16 protein-coding genes are annotated in these 13,002 nt (G+C 71.8%); 7 read left to right on the top strand and 9 right to left on the bottom strand.

The window, feature by feature from the left end:
• Positions 1-53: 53 nt before the first annotated feature.
• Positions 54-518, top strand: coding sequence for a MarR family winged helix-turn-helix transcriptional regulator (locus tag ACZ69Q_RS08600; protein WP_471038540.1), 465 nt, complete (start codon positions 54-56; stop codon positions 516-518).
• On the opposite strand, the gene ACZ69Q_RS08595 is transcribed toward ACZ69Q_RS08600, so the two are convergent.
• The 6 genes from ACZ69Q_RS08595 to ACZ69Q_RS08570 form a co-directional block, all read right to left on the bottom strand.
• Positions 509-2,251: a PP2C family protein-serine/threonine phosphatase gene (locus tag ACZ69Q_RS08595; protein ID WP_471038536.1), complete on the bottom strand. Its 1,743-nt coding sequence runs from the start codon at positions 2,249-2,251 to the stop codon at positions 509-511. The genes ACZ69Q_RS08600 and ACZ69Q_RS08595 overlap by 10 nt on opposite strands.
• Positions 2,251-3,321: a SpoIIE family protein phosphatase gene (locus ACZ69Q_RS08590; RefSeq protein ID WP_471038533.1), complete on the bottom strand. Its 1,071-nt coding sequence runs from the start codon at positions 3,319-3,321 to the stop codon at positions 2,251-2,253. Before ACZ69Q_RS08590 ends, ACZ69Q_RS08595 begins: the two co-directional genes overlap by 1 nt.
• The gene (locus ACZ69Q_RS08585; RefSeq protein WP_471038529.1) at positions 3,321-3,764 is read right to left on the bottom strand and encodes an anti-sigma regulatory factor; all 444 of its coding nucleotides are present in this window, start codon (positions 3,762-3,764) and stop codon (positions 3,321-3,323) included. Before ACZ69Q_RS08585 ends, ACZ69Q_RS08590 begins: the two co-directional genes overlap by 1 nt.
• Entirely contained in the window at positions 3,761-4,183 is a 423-nt protein-coding gene (locus tag ACZ69Q_RS08580) for an STAS domain-containing protein (protein ID WP_471038526.1), read from the bottom strand. Before ACZ69Q_RS08580 ends, ACZ69Q_RS08585 begins: the two co-directional genes overlap by 4 nt.
• On the bottom strand, positions 4,180-5,076 hold the full coding sequence (locus ACZ69Q_RS08575) for an STAS domain-containing protein (protein ID WP_471038522.1): 897 nt from the start codon (positions 5,074-5,076) through the stop codon (positions 4,180-4,182). The genes ACZ69Q_RS08580 and ACZ69Q_RS08575 overlap by 4 nt, the downstream gene beginning before the upstream one ends.
• A gap of 64 nt (positions 5,077-5,140) precedes the next feature.
• Positions 5,141-6,313: a PP2C family protein-serine/threonine phosphatase gene (locus ACZ69Q_RS08570; RefSeq protein WP_471038519.1), complete on the bottom strand. Its 1,173-nt coding sequence runs from the start codon at positions 6,311-6,313 to the stop codon at positions 5,141-5,143.
• 198 nt (positions 6,314-6,511) lie between these two features.
• Between ACZ69Q_RS08570 and ACZ69Q_RS08565 the strand changes: the two genes are divergently transcribed.
• On the top strand, positions 6,512-6,955 hold the full coding sequence (locus ACZ69Q_RS08565) for a MarR family winged helix-turn-helix transcriptional regulator (RefSeq protein WP_471038516.1): 444 nt from the start codon (positions 6,512-6,514) through the stop codon (positions 6,953-6,955).
• Positions 6,956-7,204: 249 nt separating this feature from the next.
• On the opposite strand, the gene ACZ69Q_RS08560 is transcribed toward ACZ69Q_RS08565, so the two are convergent.
• A complete protein-coding gene (locus tag ACZ69Q_RS08560) occupies positions 7,205-7,588 on the bottom strand; it encodes an STAS domain-containing protein (RefSeq protein ID WP_471038513.1) in 384 nt (127 codons plus the stop codon).
• Positions 7,589-7,939: 351 nt separating this feature from the next.
• Between ACZ69Q_RS08560 and ACZ69Q_RS08555 the strand changes: the two genes are divergently transcribed.
• Positions 7,940-8,419 carry an ATP-binding protein gene (locus ACZ69Q_RS08555; protein WP_471038511.1) on the top strand — a complete coding sequence of 160 codons (480 nt, stop codon included), beginning with the start codon at positions 7,940-7,942 and terminating at the stop codon, positions 8,417-8,419.
• A gap of 478 nt (positions 8,420-8,897) precedes the next feature.
• Here the strand turns inward: ACZ69Q_RS08555 and ACZ69Q_RS08550 are convergent, their stop codons facing one another.
• Positions 8,898-9,773: an RNA polymerase sigma factor SigF gene (locus ACZ69Q_RS08550; RefSeq protein ID WP_471038506.1), complete on the bottom strand. Its 876-nt coding sequence runs from the start codon at positions 9,771-9,773 to the stop codon at positions 8,898-8,900.
• 380 nt (positions 9,774-10,153) lie between these two features.
• Between ACZ69Q_RS08550 and ACZ69Q_RS08545 the strand changes: the two genes are divergently transcribed.
• The 4 genes from ACZ69Q_RS08545 (at position 10,154) to ACZ69Q_RS08530 (ending at position 12,253) form a co-directional block, all read left to right on the top strand.
• Positions 10,154-10,999, top strand: a complete 846-nt coding sequence (locus ACZ69Q_RS08545) for a SigB/SigF/SigG family RNA polymerase sigma factor (protein ID WP_471038503.1) — start codon at positions 10,154-10,156, stop codon at positions 10,997-10,999.
• A 3-nt stretch (positions 11,000-11,002) separates the two neighbouring features.
• Entirely contained in the window at positions 11,003-11,230 is a 228-nt protein-coding gene (locus ACZ69Q_RS08540) for a DUF5133 domain-containing protein (protein ID WP_471038500.1), read from the top strand.
• A gap of 49 nt (positions 11,231-11,279) precedes the next feature.
• Positions 11,280-11,651 (top strand): PRC-barrel domain containing protein, encoded by a 372-nt coding sequence (locus ACZ69Q_RS08535; RefSeq protein ID WP_471038497.1) that lies wholly within the window; start codon positions 11,280-11,282, stop codon positions 11,649-11,651.
• Between the two features lie 161 nt (positions 11,652-11,812).
• Entirely contained in the window at positions 11,813-12,253 is a 441-nt protein-coding gene (locus ACZ69Q_RS08530; RefSeq protein WP_471038495.1) for an ATP-binding protein, read from the top strand.
• A 24-nt stretch (positions 12,254-12,277) separates the two neighbouring features.
• On the opposite strand, the gene ACZ69Q_RS08525 is transcribed toward ACZ69Q_RS08530, so the two are convergent.
• A complete protein-coding gene (locus tag ACZ69Q_RS08525) occupies positions 12,278-12,715 on the bottom strand; it encodes an ATP-binding protein (RefSeq protein WP_471038492.1) in 438 nt (145 codons plus the stop codon).
• Between the last annotated feature and the right edge of the window lie 287 nt (positions 12,716-13,002).

Here is a 13,002-nt window from a genome sequence, read left to right as displayed (position 1 = left end):
CATTGATGCAGCCCAGGCCGGTGTCGACCGCGGTCTTCGAAGGATGACGGACCATGTGCCGCGAACAGGAACCCGACAGCCCCTCCCACGTCGTCGGCGGGCAGCTCGCCGATGCCGTGAAGAACCTGGTGGCGCTGTGGTTCTCAGCCGTCGACGACGTCCGTCCGCGCCTGCCGCCGCGGCAGATACGCGCCTTGGAGGCCGTAGCCCGTCGCCCCTCCCTCAATGTCACCGCCCTGGCCGAGCACCTGGGCATCGGACTGCCGACCGCCAGCCGTCTGTGCGACCGGCTCGAAGCGGCGGGGCTGCTGCGGCGGTACGTCCGCCCCGGCGACCGGCGTGAGGTGCGCCTGGAGGTCACCCTCCAGGGGCGCCGGCTCCTCTCGGACGTCAGCGAGCGGCTGTCCCTGCGCCTGGCGGATGCCCTGGACGCCGTTCCGCCCGACCGGCGCAGGCGGCTCGAACAGGTGCTGCGTACCCTTCACGAGGCGGACGCCGGGGGCTGCGCTCAGGACTGAGTCGTCCGCTGCCCGCCCGCGTCGCCGTGCACATGGCACAGCAACAGGCATACGTCGTCGTCGTGTTCGGAGTCCCGCAGCAGCGGGTGCAGCAGCCGGTCGGCCGTCGCCTCCAGGTCGCCGTCGAGTTCGGCGGGGTCGAAGCCGCCGAGCGCTTCGGCGAGACGCTGGATGCCGGGGTCGATCCCGTGCGAGCGGCGTTCCACCAGACCGTCGGTGTAGAGCGCGAGCGTCGATCCGGCGGGGAGGGCCACCGTGTGGTCGTCGATCTGCTGCTCCATCGGGATGCCGAGCATGGCGCCGGGTTTGGCGTCGAGCGTGTGCACACGGCCGTCGGGGGCGCGCAGCACCGGTGGCGGATGGCCGGCGGCGGCCCAGGTGAGCGTGTCCTGGTGCGGGTGGATGCGGGCGATGACGGCGGTGGCGTACAGGTCAAGGCGCAGGCGGTGCAGGAATTCGTGCAGTCGGGTCAGGAGCCGCCCGGGGCTGCTGCCGTCGACGGCGTAGGCGCGCAGGGCGGTGCGCAGTTGACTCATCATCACCGCGGCGTGCAGGCCGTGCCCGGTGACGTCTCCGACGACGGTGATCAGGCTGCCGTCGGGCTGGCGGATGGCGTCGTACCAGTCGCCGCCGACGTTCAGGCCCCGCGTGGCCGGGAGGTAGCGCGCGGCCAGGCTCAGGCCCGCGGTCGTGGGCAACTCGGTGAGCAGGGCGCGTTGCAGGGTCTCGGCGATGTCCCGGTTGTGCTCGAAACGCCGGGCGTTGTCCAGGGCGATGCTGGCACGCCGGGTGAGCTCGATGAGCATGACGGCGTCGTCGGCGTCCCAGCGCTGGTCGGGCGGCGACAGGGTGAGGACGCCCTGGGGTGCCCGGCGGGTGAGCAGGGGGATGCAGAGCAGGGGCCGGCCGGAGTCGATGGCCGAGGGCGGCTGGTCGTCGACGCCGGGGAGGCCCCCGGGGTGGTCGGCGGCGTACTGCGGGCGGCCGCGGCGGGCCGCGAGGACGGCGGCGGCGGGGCGGGGGCCGCCGCGCAGGGCGTCGTCCACGTCGTCGAACAGCCAGACGTCGACGGTGCGTGCGTAGCGCGGAACGAGCAGTGTGGGGAGCAGCCGCACGATGGCCTCGTGGTTCAGCGAGGCGGTGAGGGCGGCGCTGGCATCGGCGAGGAAGGTCAGCCGGCCGCGGGCGTTCTCCGCCTCCTGGCGGGCCTTCTGCTCGGCGTCGAAGAGTTCGCGCTGGGCCCGGCCGGCGGCGTCCAGGTCGGCGTGGAGCGCGAGGACGCCCTGGTTGGTCTGGTGCAGTTCCTCGCGGTGGAACGCGACGAGCGACTCCTGCTCGTCGAGGCGGTCCAGCAGCAGGGCGGCGTCCTCGTCGGCGCCGAACAGGGCCTCGGCCAGGACCGCCGGGTCGTCGGCCGCGGGTTCGGTCCCGGAGAGGTCCGCGTCCTCGGCGCAGGGGACGCAGGCACGCCACGGCGGCTGTCTGTCCTCGGGGCGGCGCCTGGCCGGGGCCACCTCGATGTGGAACTCGCCCCCGCAGGGCGACAGGGTCGCTCGGGCGCCGACCCGCCATTCGCCTCCCTTGGTGAGGCACTGCCGTAGCTGTGCGGTCAGCGCGGTCACCAGGCGTGTGCGCTCCACGGTGGTCACACCGCACGCGGCGGCCAGCCGGGCCGTGGCGATGCGGGCCTGCGCGGCGTCGGTGACGGTGCGGACGTTCCAGGTGCGGGTCATCAGGGGCGGTCCGGGGGGAGAGGTCTGAGCACGGCGACGGCGGTGTCGTCGCGTACCGGGCGGGCGGGGCTGCTGGCGTCCCGCACGATCGAGGCGGCGATCACGGCGGGGTCGAGGGAAGAGAGGGTTTCGGCGGCCGGTCCGGGACTCCAGCGGCTCGGCAGGCCGTCACTGTGCAGGACCAGGAGGCTGTCGTGGGTCCAGCGCTCCTGGTGCTGCGGCAGCCGCGCGGGGAGGTGGGCACCGACGATGCCGGGGTACGAGACCAGACCCTGCCAGCGGTCGCCGTGGCGCAGCCGGGCCCCCACGTTGCCCACTCCGGCGAAGTGCAACTGACCTGTTCCGAGGTCGAGTTGGGCGACAGCCACGGCCGCGCCCCTGGTCTCGCGCAGGGCGGTGTGCATGCGCCGCAGCAGGTCGGCCGGGGGCAGACTGGGTGCGGTCCGCAGTGCCGCCACCGCGGCGGAGGAGGCGCGGGCCGCCTGGGGGCCGTGGCCGAGGCCGTCGGCCAGCAGGAGCGTGACGCGCTCGGCGGCGCGGACGCAGGCCCACGCGTCGCCGGAGAACTCCCCTCCCGCGAGGGGGATGTTGACTCCTCCGGCCCGTACCGGAGGCGGCGCCGGGTGCGGGCCGACGGTGTCGCGGTGGCGGTGGGGGGCGATCCTCGCCATCACCGTCGTTCCGCGCCCCGGTGTGCTGTGCAGGCCGAAGTCGTCCGCGGTGCGCAGGCAGGTGCCGAGACCGGCGCCGAGGGAGGCGGCGGTCGAGTATCCGTCGCGCAGGGCGGCGGCGGTGTCCGGCATGCCCGGGCCGTGGTCGATGGCCATGATCTGCACCAGGAGGATCCGCTCGTCGCCGTGGGCCGGTACCAGCGGGCCGACGAGGTCGAGGAGCACCCGTCCGCCACCGGCGTGCTTGAGCAGGTTGGTGGCGAGTTCGGTGGCCACGAGCTCGGCGACGGCGACCCGGTCGTCGGCCAGCCCGGCGTGGCGAGCCGCGTCCCGGGCCGCCACGCGGACGTCGCGTACGCGGGTCGAGTCGTGCACGGGCACCTCCCAGACGCGCGGCATCAGGGCGCCTTCCGCGGGCGGGGCGGACCGGACATCCAGGACGTCACCGTCACGGTGGTACCGACGCCGCGCCGGCTGTCGAGGGAGAACTCGTGGACCAGACGGCGGGCGCCGCCCAGGCCCATACCCAGCCCCTCGCCGGAGGTGTAGCCGTCGGACAGTGCCTGTTCCAGGTCGGCGATGCCGGGGCCGTCGTCGCTGAAGACGAGCCGCAGTCCCCGTACCCCGCCGCTGGTGACCTCCGTGCACTCCATCCGGCCCCCGCCGCCGTGCACGAGGGCGTTGCGCGCCAGCTCACTGGCGGCGGTGACGAGTTTGGTCTGTTCCACCAGACCGAACCCGAGTCGGGCCGTCATCTGCCGCACATGCTGGCGCACCCGGACCAGATCGAGGTCCGACTGGATCGGCAGGCGGGCCGAGACGCTGCCGGTGCTGTGGGTCACGGGCTCTCCCGGCGTGCACGCCCGTCGCGAGGCAGGGCCGAGACCGCGGCGCCGAGCAGACGCAGGGCCTCCTCGGTGTGCAGAGCGGTGCGCAGTCCCGGCAGGGTCAGGCCGAGTTCGACCAGGGTGATGGCCACCGCCGGGCGCATCCCCGCCACCACGGTCTGCGCGGCCAGCAGCCGGGTCATGGCCGCGACGTCGCTGAGGACACGGCCCATGAAGGAGTCGACGATCTCGACGCCGGACAGGTCGATGACCACCCCGCTGATCGCGCTGTCGGAGACGGTCTCGCCGATGTCCTGCCGGAGCTGCTCCGCCGTGCTGTCGTACAGATCGCCCTGGAGGGCGATCAGCAGGACATTGCCCAGCCGCAGCACGGGCACATGGCCTTCGTACGGGAAGGTGGCGGCGCCCGTCACCGGAGCTCCGCGGCGGCGGGGTTCGCCACGATGTGCGCGCCCTGCTGCTGGAGGGCGTAGGCCAGGGCGTCCGCGAGGCTGGCGCGGGTGAGCACCGAGCTCAGGTCGATGCCGAGGTGGACGATGGTCTGCGCGATGGCCGGCCGGATCCCGGAGACTATGCACTCCGCCCCCATCAGCCGCGCCGCCGCGACGGTCTTCATCAGATGCTGCGCCACCAGTGAGTCGACGGTCGGCACTCCGGTGATGTCCAGGATCGCGAAACGGGCGTGCTGCTCGACGACGGCGTCCAGGAGCGTCTCCATCACCACCTGGCTGCGGGCGCTGTCGAGGGTGCCGATCAGCGGTACGGCGACGATACCTTCCCACAGCTTGATGACGGGGGTGGCGATCTCGAGGATTTCGAGCCGCTGGCGGTTGATGAGTTCCTGTCCGGAGACCATGGTCGTCTCCAGCATGACCAGGCGCAGGGTGCCCATCAGCACGGCGAGGGCCGTGGCGCATTCCCGTCGGTGCTCGGCCGGCCTGCCGCTGAGCTCCTCAAGCAAGAGGTCGGTCACGGGCGGGCGCAGCGCGTCCACCTCGGCCGAGATCTGTCCGATGGTGGCGCCGGCGCGGGCCCGTGAGTGCACCGTGCGCGCCAACTGCTCGCGGACGACGGTGAATCCGTCTGCCTCCGAGTCCTCCACGCGCCCTGAGGCGGCCACCGCGGCCAGCGCCTCGACCACGGCCCGGCCCGCTTCCACGGCCTCGTCCCGGGAGACGGTGAACACCGTGCGGAACACCGCCGCGTCGGCCCACCGCTGGGCGATCTGCTCGCGGCGCAGCCGCAGGAAGTCTCCCACCTCCTGCGCCGGACCGGTCGGGCCTTCTGCCGTCTGCTGCTCCGGCACTTGCTTCCCTCCTTCTTCGTGGTGCGCGCCGCCCCGACCGTCCGGGGAGCGCCGGACGGTTCACTCAGGGTGACTGTCGCGGTCCGAACCAGTCGAGGCAGAGCACGAGTGCGTCGTCGTCGGCCACGGACGTGCCGCGGTGACCGGCCAGTTCCCTCAGGACGGCACGCGGGACCTCGGCGGCGGGCAGCAGGCTGGTCGAGACGATGGCGCGGGCCAGCGCGCGCTCCCCGTACCGCTCCCCGCCCGGCGCGACGACCGCGTACACCCCGTCGCTGGCGAACAGGAGCCGGTCGCCGGGCTCGATCTCCAGCTCATGGGCGACGTAGTCCGTCTCCTCGAACATGCCCAGCGGGAGCTGTGCCTCGATGTCGAGGGCGTCGACGCCACGGCCGCGCAGCCGCAGCATCTGCGGGGAGCCGGCGTCGACGACCTGGAGCCGGCCCGTGCTCAGTTCGAGGTCGAGCAGGAGCACGGAGAGGTAGGCGTCCCCGCGGTACTGGGCGTAGACGGCCTGGTCGGCGAGTGCGGCCTGGTCCGCGATGGACAGGCCCGCACGGCGGGCGTTGCGCAGGGCGTTGATGCCCAGGTTGGTCAGCAGGGACGCCTCGATGCCCTCGCCCATGCCGTTGGTGATGTAGAGCATCAGGCGGTCGGCGGACGCCGACCAGTCGAAGTTGTCGCCGTGGATCGCGTAGGCGGGCTCCAGTTGGGCGCCCAGCGCGTATTCGGGGCGTGCGCAGGCCCGGCCGGGCAGGAGCTGCCACTGCATCTCGGCGGCCAGGGTGAGCCGGTCGGTGCGGCGAGCCCGCAGGTAGAGATCGGTGTCCCGGTCGGCGACGATCACCTCGTGCGCCAGCACCTGGGCCACGTCGGCGAGCTCGTCCAGGCAGTCCTCGGCCTGGCCGGCGGAGGGCATCGTGACAGCCAGGACGCCGAGCCGGTCGCCGCGCACGGTCACCGGCAGATACAGGCGCACCTCGCCGTCGGTGAGCTTCTCGACGAACGGTTCCTGGGAACCGAAGGCCCGTCCGGCCGGGCTGCCGTGCGCCGGCACGGACTCGGGCGCGCTCGCGGCCGGGTGCACCGGCTGGAGCGTGGCCAGGGCGTAGTCGGCCAGGAGGAGCTGGACGGACTTCGCCGCGTAGTCGTTGCACAGGGCTTCGCGGACCGCGTCCACCAGTTGGTGCGGGGCCGCGGAGCGAAGCGCCCGCTCGGCTGCCACGAATCTGTTCACGATGTTGGATACGCCATTCTTGTCACGGTGACGGTGTTGGACCCGCTGCTGCGGACGCCACCCGCCGGTCCTTCTTGTCCGTATCTAGTGTTCTGCACCTATTGCCCGAACCGGTGGGCTGACAGTGCCCACGAAGCCTGGAAGAGTGGAGCCGTGACTTCCCCGTACTCGCAACCGCGGCCGGACGAGGTGGCGCGTGTGACCTCCGAGGCCGCCGAGTTGCTGGAGGTCCTGTGGGGCCGCGCGTCGACGGCCCCGGTGTCCGCCTCTCAGATCCGAGTGCTGTTCATCCTGGAGCACAGCGACGGCATCAACCTGCGCATGCTCGCCGAGACCCTCGGCTCCACGCCTCCGTCGACCAGCCGGCTGTGCGACCGCCTGCAGGCGGTGGGGTTCGTGGAGCGCGCGCCCAGCACCTCCAGCCGCCGCGAACTGCAACTGCACCTGAGCCGGCGCGGGCGGACCTTCCTGGCGGAACTGCGCGCGCGACGGGAAGCCGCGCTCCAGTCCGTGCTGGAGCAGATGCCCGTAGCCAAGCGCACCGCGCTGCTGGAGGGCCTGGAGGCGTTCTGCGCCGCGGCGTCCGCGGAGATCCACGAGGGCGACGAGGCGGGCGAGGCCGCCGACGTCAAAAGCGCCTGAAACACTTCCGCGTCCCGGTTCGGCGCCGGGGCGGTACGGCGTGCGCACCGCTGCCCGGCGACGCGGGCCGTCGTCGTTGCTGACCGGCACGTTCCACACCCCTCCCGCGCTTGACCCGCTCACTCTGTTGCCTCATGGCCATAGTTGTCAAACGGCAACTGTTATCGATTCGGGTGCGGGTGTCGATCGCTGAACTGCCTCTTCGGGGAGCGGTCTTCACTCCCCCGGCCAGGCGCCGGCGGCCGTGGCCTACGGCTCCGGGTTCGCCGGTCGGGCGTCCGCGGCGGCGAGTGCCTCCTCGAGGCTCTCCACGATCGGGACGGTGATGCTGACGCCCGTGAGATCCATGATCCGCCGGACTGCGGGCCTCGGGGAGATGAGGTACACCCCTCCCGGGATCTCCCGCACCTCCTGATACGCCCGCAGGACGATGTTCATACCGGACGAGTCCATGAAGGGGACGCCTGCGACGTCGAGCACGAAGTGCCGTCGGCCGTGATGGAGCTGGTTGGCCAGGTGGTGCTGCAACTCGGTCGCCGTATCCATGTCCAGGTCCCCCTCGACGGTCAGCAGCACGGCGTCCTCCCGGGGCACTTCCACCTTGATCGACAAGGGATTCTGGGCAACGGACACAAGTACCTCCCATAGGCGTCGGCGACGGTGACGGGTGCCCCGGCTGCCGGATTCGATGCCTCACCGGTGCGAGGAAACCTCGCGGGACGGCCCGTCGGTGCGTTCGCCCGCCTACCCCCGAACATCCCCACCACACAGGGCACGTGCGAGCGAGACGTACGCCGTCGAGTCTCTGGCCGCTTTTCGCACTCTGGTGCATGTGCGGCGGTTTGGCGGCCCGCGGACCGGTCACGCGAATAAGGAGAACGCCACACGCGATGGGAGGGGAAAGAGGACTCGGGCCTGATCGGGCGTCGTCACGGACGGTCGGCGGGTTCCTCCGCCTCCCCGCCTCTGTCAGGGAGCGAAAGGATGAGCGAGAACTACCGGACCGGCGCCACCAGGAGCTCGGCGGGCGCGGGCCGTGGCCGTCACGAGCCGCGGAGCCCGGCCTCACCGGCCGAGGCACGCGGAGCGGTGCGGCGGTTCCTGTCCGAACAGACACGTATCCGGGGCGCCGCCTGCGCGCCCGACATCCTGTCGGACGCGTTGCTGGTGGCGTCCGAGCTGACGACCAACGCCCTGCTGCACGGCGGCGGCATCACCGGCTTCGACGTCGAAGTCGTCGGCCAGAACCTGTATCTGTCCGTGAGCGACCACGAGCGACAGCGGCCGGTGGCTCTGGACCCGCTCGACCAGCAGGGCCGGCATCGGTGCGGGGGCCGTGGCTGGCCGATCGTGTGCCGGCTGTCCCGCACCGTGCTGGTGTCGGATCTTCCCACCGGCGGAAAGCGCGTGACCGCGGTGATTCCACTGGCGGCGCGGTGCGGGCACCCGGGTGATGTCGACTAGGGCCTGTCCGTCGGATCAGGGCGGCTGAAGGAAACACTCGGAACGGGCGCCGGCGGAGCACGCCGGGAACGCGGCTCGACGGAGCCCGGCTCCGAGGGGCATCGCCGGAGACCGGTCGGAACCGGTGTCCACGGCGCCAGGCCCCGAGGGGCATCGCCGGAGACCGGCAGGAGCTGGTCCCGCCGGATGCCAGAGCGGGAGCTGGTCACGACGGGTGCCGGCGGGAGCTGGTCACGACGGGTGCTGCCGGGACCTGGTCACGACGGGTGCCGGCGGGAGCTGGTCACGACGGGTGCTGCCGGGACCTGGTCTCGACGGGTGCCGGCGGGAGCTGGTCACGACGGGCGCCGGCCGGAGCTGGTCTCGACGGGTGCCGGCCGGAATCTGGAACCTCGAAAGACCCGGTCCGAACGGCGGTGGGCCGCGGCCTGGTCGGCCGCGGCCCATCTCGGACGGCGTCGCGCGTGCGACGCGCTGCTCAGGCGACCCCGGGCTCCAGCAGACCCGCGCGAAGTTGCTTGAGGATGCGGCTGATGAGACGCGAGACGTGCATCTGGGAGACGCCGATCCGCTCGGCGATCTGCGCCTGGGTGAGCTCCTCGACGAAGCGCAGATGGATGATCCGGCGCTCACGCTCGTCCAGCCCGGCGATCAGGGGCGCCAACGAGTGGAAGTCCTCGACGAGTTCCAGAGACGGGTCCTCCGCGCCGAGCAGGTCGGCCAGGACGGACTCACCGTTCTCGGCGTCGCCGGTGACGGCCGCGTCGAGGGAGGCGGACTGGTAGCCGTTGGACGCCTTACGGGCCTCGATGACCTCTTCCTCCGACAGCGACATCAGCTCGGAGAGCTCGCGAGTGGTCGGCACACGGCCCAGCCGCGAGCTGAGTTCCTCCGTCGCCCTGGCCAGCTCCGCGCGCGCCTCCTGCAACCGGCGCGGCACATGGACCGCCCAACTCGTGTCGCGGAAGAACCGCTTGATCTCGCCGACGATGTACGGGACGGCGAACGTGGTGAACTCGACCTCCCGGGACACCTCGAAGCGGTCGATGGCCTTGATCAGTCCGATGGTCCCGACCTGGACGACGTCCTCCACGGAGTCCCCGCGGGCGCGGAAGCGGGATGCCGCGTACCGCACGAGTGACAGGTTCAGCTCGATCAGGGTGTTGCGTGCGTACTGGAATTCGCGCGTGCCCTCCTCCAGCACGACCAGTCGGTCGAAGAACTGACGCGACAACTCCCGTGCGTCTTTGGGACTCACCCTCGTCGGATCCTCGATCAGCGGCAGTGCCGCCTCGTCCGCGGTGCCCCTGTCTTGTGCCGTGGCCGTTGCACGCGCCGCCGTCACGGCTCCCATGACGCCCTCCCTTACCGGAACCAGTTGCCAATTGCCCGCGTGCCCGGACTCGCCCGACTCACTCCCCTTGCGTGACAGGGATCACCGATCGGGGGTGGGTTGTGGCCGGAAACCGCCCTTGGACGCGGCCGATCCGGACATGTCGTACGCGAAACGTCGTACGCGAACGCCCCCTTGCCGGAGGCCAATCCCTCGTGTTCCCGGTCGGCGTCGTCATCCGCCGCACCCTGTTTGCGTCGTCGATGGCGGGGCATGCGGGTTTTCGTGCTTCGGACCGGAGGCGCACCGGTGCGACAGCCGTGACCGATCCGGGGCCTCGTGCCCCGTGCACCGTTTCCCACGGAGATCTCTGAGCACGCCACTTCAGGAGCTGTTCCCTCATGTTGGTCGAGACGTCCGCGCAAGCTTCCGACAACACCGCCCGCCCCCGCGTGTCCGGCAGGCGCGTCCACGACGACGCCCCCGACACCGGATCCGACTTCGCCCGCCTCGCCGCTCTGCCCGACGGGCCCGAGCGGGAGGCGATCCGCGACGAACTGACCAGGGCCTGGCTGCCCATGGCCCATCGCATCGCCGGCCGTTTCCGCAACCGCGGCGAGTCCCTGGAGGACCTGCGCCAGGTCGCGGCCCTCGGACTGGTCAAGGCCGTCGACCGGTACGAGCCCGGACGAGGCGCCTTCGAGAGCTACGCCGTGCCCACCATCACCGGTGAGATCAAGCGGCACTTCCGCGACCGGATGTGGGCCCTGAGGGTTCCCCGTCGCGTCCAGGACCTGCGCAACAAGGTCCGCGTGGCTCGCCGCGACCTCACCGCCTGCGGCGGCGAAAACCCGTCGGCCGCCCAGATCGCCACCCACACAGGACTCACCGAGGACGAGGTCAACGCGGGCCTGGAGGCGCTCGACAGCTTCAGCACCCTCTCCCTCGACGCCGAGATGTCCTCGAGCGAGGACGGCTTCAGCCTCGCCGACACGATCGGCGGGTGCGACGAGGCGTACGACGTCGTCGTCGACCGGGAGGCGGCGAAGGAAGGGCTGCGGCGCCTGCCCGAACGCGAGCGCACGATCCTCTACATGCGCTTCTTCGAGGACATGACCCAGAGCCGCATAGCCGACCAGCTCGGCATCTCGCAGATGCACGTCTCCCGGCTCATCAGCCGGTGCTGCGCACGGGTGCGCGACGAGGCGCTCGGCGGCGGGTGCGACGAACACTCCCAGGAGGGCTGAGCCGTGCTGACGCCTCATCCGGCGATACTTCGCGGCCTCGTCGAGGAGTACGAGGCGCTCATGGCACACGACGGCGACGGGCCGGAGGCCACCGGCCGCCGGCGCGAACTGCGCGCGCAGGACCTGGCATACACGCTGTGCGTGTCGACCGGGACACGCGAAGTGGGACGGGCCCTGGAGCGGGCCCACCACCTGCTCGCCGCGGCGAGAGAGTCGGCGACCGTCGCCTGACCCGCCCGAGCCACCGCGAGGAAACCGACGACACCGAGAAGGAAACGATGTGAGCACCGACAGAATCTGGTCGTACCCGCCGGACAGCGGTCATCAGCACGGACGGACGCTCACCGGGTACACCGTCGAGGCGAGCGACGGGACCATCGGCCATGTGGATCGCCAGGCCGACGACACTCCCTTGCAGCATCTGATCGTGGACACGGGCGCCTGGGTATTCGGCAGGAGTCTGCTGATCCCGGCCGGCCTGGTCAGCGGCATCGCCGAGGAGACCCGGGTGATCACCGTGAGCTGTACCCGCGCGGAGGCCAAGGCTGCTCCGCGTTTCGGCACCGACCGGGAGACACTCGATCCCGAGTACCTGTCCGCCGTCGGTGGCTACTACGCCTCCTTGCCCGATGATTCGGACGCCCTCGGGTAGCGGAGCCCCAGGGGTACGAAGCAGCACGGACGGACGGGGCCGACGAGGCGCGGACGACAGCGAGCGAGGAGTGGTGAAGTGACGGCGACCGCAGTCCACTTGGTGCGCGCCCGAGATGCTCGGCACCTGATGCGCATCCCGCAGGCGACCGACGAGCGGCCATGAGGCCGGCGGAGCGCCGTCCGGACCGGGACAGCCCCAGGGCGCGCACCCGGCCGGTACCGATCACCAGTGCCGCGGCGGCGCGCAGTTATGCGCGGTCGGTCGTCGAGGAGCGCTGGCGTCCCGCGTCCGGCACGGCCGGCGAGACAGCCGTCATGGATCTCCTGCTGGTCGTGTCGGAGCTGGTCGCCAACGCGATCCGGCACGGCGGCGGCCTGGCGGGGTTCGAGGTGACCCCGCTCGCCGAGGGGGTGCGGCTGAGCGTGCAGGACTACAGCGACGCCGTCCCCTCGGCCGCGTACGGGCCCGGGACTCTGCCCCGTGCGCACGAGGGCAGCGGATACGGGTGGCCGCTGATCATCCGGCTGTCCCGCGAGATCCACATCGACCGCCGCCGGGAGGGCGGCAAGACGGTCAGCGTGTTCGTGCCGCTCATGTGAACCGCCCGTTCGCCGGGCGGCGGCTCACCAGGGCAGGAAGGCGTGCACGTCCTTGCCGTCCGCCCGCACCACCACGCTGACCTCGTCGCACAGGGTCTGGATCAGATACCAGCCGATGCCGCCGCCACGGCCGGTGCCGGGGTGGAACGGGCGCGGCGCAGGTTCGGTGGTGCTCGTGTCACTGAGCGTCACATGCACACCGTCGAACGCCCTGCGCAAGGTCAGTCCGATCGGCCCCGGCGCGTACTGGACGGCGTTGGCCGCCAGTTCGGTGACGACCAGCACGATGTCGTCCCGGTACTCGGGCGTCGCCGGTGGTGAGGCTCGCTCCAGCGCCGTCAGGAACCGCTCCGCGCTCAGGCGGGCTCTGGTCACATCGCCGACGCCCCCGTCGAATGTGGCCTGCCATTTCTGCGTCTCCTCGGACGACGGTTTGTCGCCGCCACGCGATTCGGTCGCCATCACACCCTCTTCGGCCCACTCTGCGTTGCGGCCGTGGTGACTAGTTCTTGCTTCCACCGCTGCTGGTTCCCAGGCAGAGCCCGGCTACGCGTGCGAAACCGGTGCGATCCGCGGTGGCGCCACGGAAAGGTGGGGCCACAGATGCCGGCGGGCCGGCGTCGGCGGTCGCCGGTGGCGCGCCCGCACGTCGCCAACCTGCTGCTCATGCCCGACCACGCCGGCCCCGCGGGACGCGACGACAGCCCCGAGAAGTCCCGGCCGCCGACCCTCCGAAACGTCGTGTTCAC

The organism is Streptomyces sp. NPDC036764, from assembly GCF_055609385.1.
The sequence above is the reverse complement of the archived record's forward strand: the minus strand, read 5'-3'. Positions and strand labels throughout refer to the sequence as shown.

What these genes read in the sequence shown, in the direction of transcription:
- ACZ69Q_RS08550 (WP_471038506.1), bottom strand. Translation starts at nt 9,773, where the DNA reads ATGGGAGCCGTGACGGCGGCGCGTGCAACGGCCACGGCACAAGACAGG.
- ACZ69Q_RS08590 (WP_471038533.1), bottom strand. Translation starts at nt 3,321, where the DNA reads ATGCCGCGCGTCTGGGAGGTGCCCGTGCACGACTCGACCCGCGTACGC.
- ACZ69Q_RS08530 (WP_471038495.1), top strand. Translation starts at nt 11,813, where the DNA reads ATGAGGCCGGCGGAGCGCCGTCCGGACCGGGACAGCCCCAGGGCGCGC.
- ACZ69Q_RS08600 (WP_471038540.1), top strand. Translation starts at nt 54, where the DNA reads ATGTGCCGCGAACAGGAACCCGACAGCCCCTCCCACGTCGTCGGCGGG.
- ACZ69Q_RS08595 (WP_471038536.1), bottom strand. Translation starts at nt 2,251, where the DNA reads ATGACCCGCACCTGGAACGTCCGCACCGTCACCGACGCCGCGCAGGCC.
- ACZ69Q_RS08545 (WP_471038503.1), top strand. Translation starts at nt 10,154, where the DNA reads ATGTTGGTCGAGACGTCCGCGCAAGCTTCCGACAACACCGCCCGCCCC.
- ACZ69Q_RS08525 (WP_471038492.1), bottom strand. Translation starts at nt 12,715, where the DNA reads ATGGCGACCGAATCGCGTGGCGGCGACAAACCGTCGTCCGAGGAGACG.
- ACZ69Q_RS08555 (WP_471038511.1), top strand. Translation starts at nt 7,940, where the DNA reads ATGAGCGAGAACTACCGGACCGGCGCCACCAGGAGCTCGGCGGGCGCG.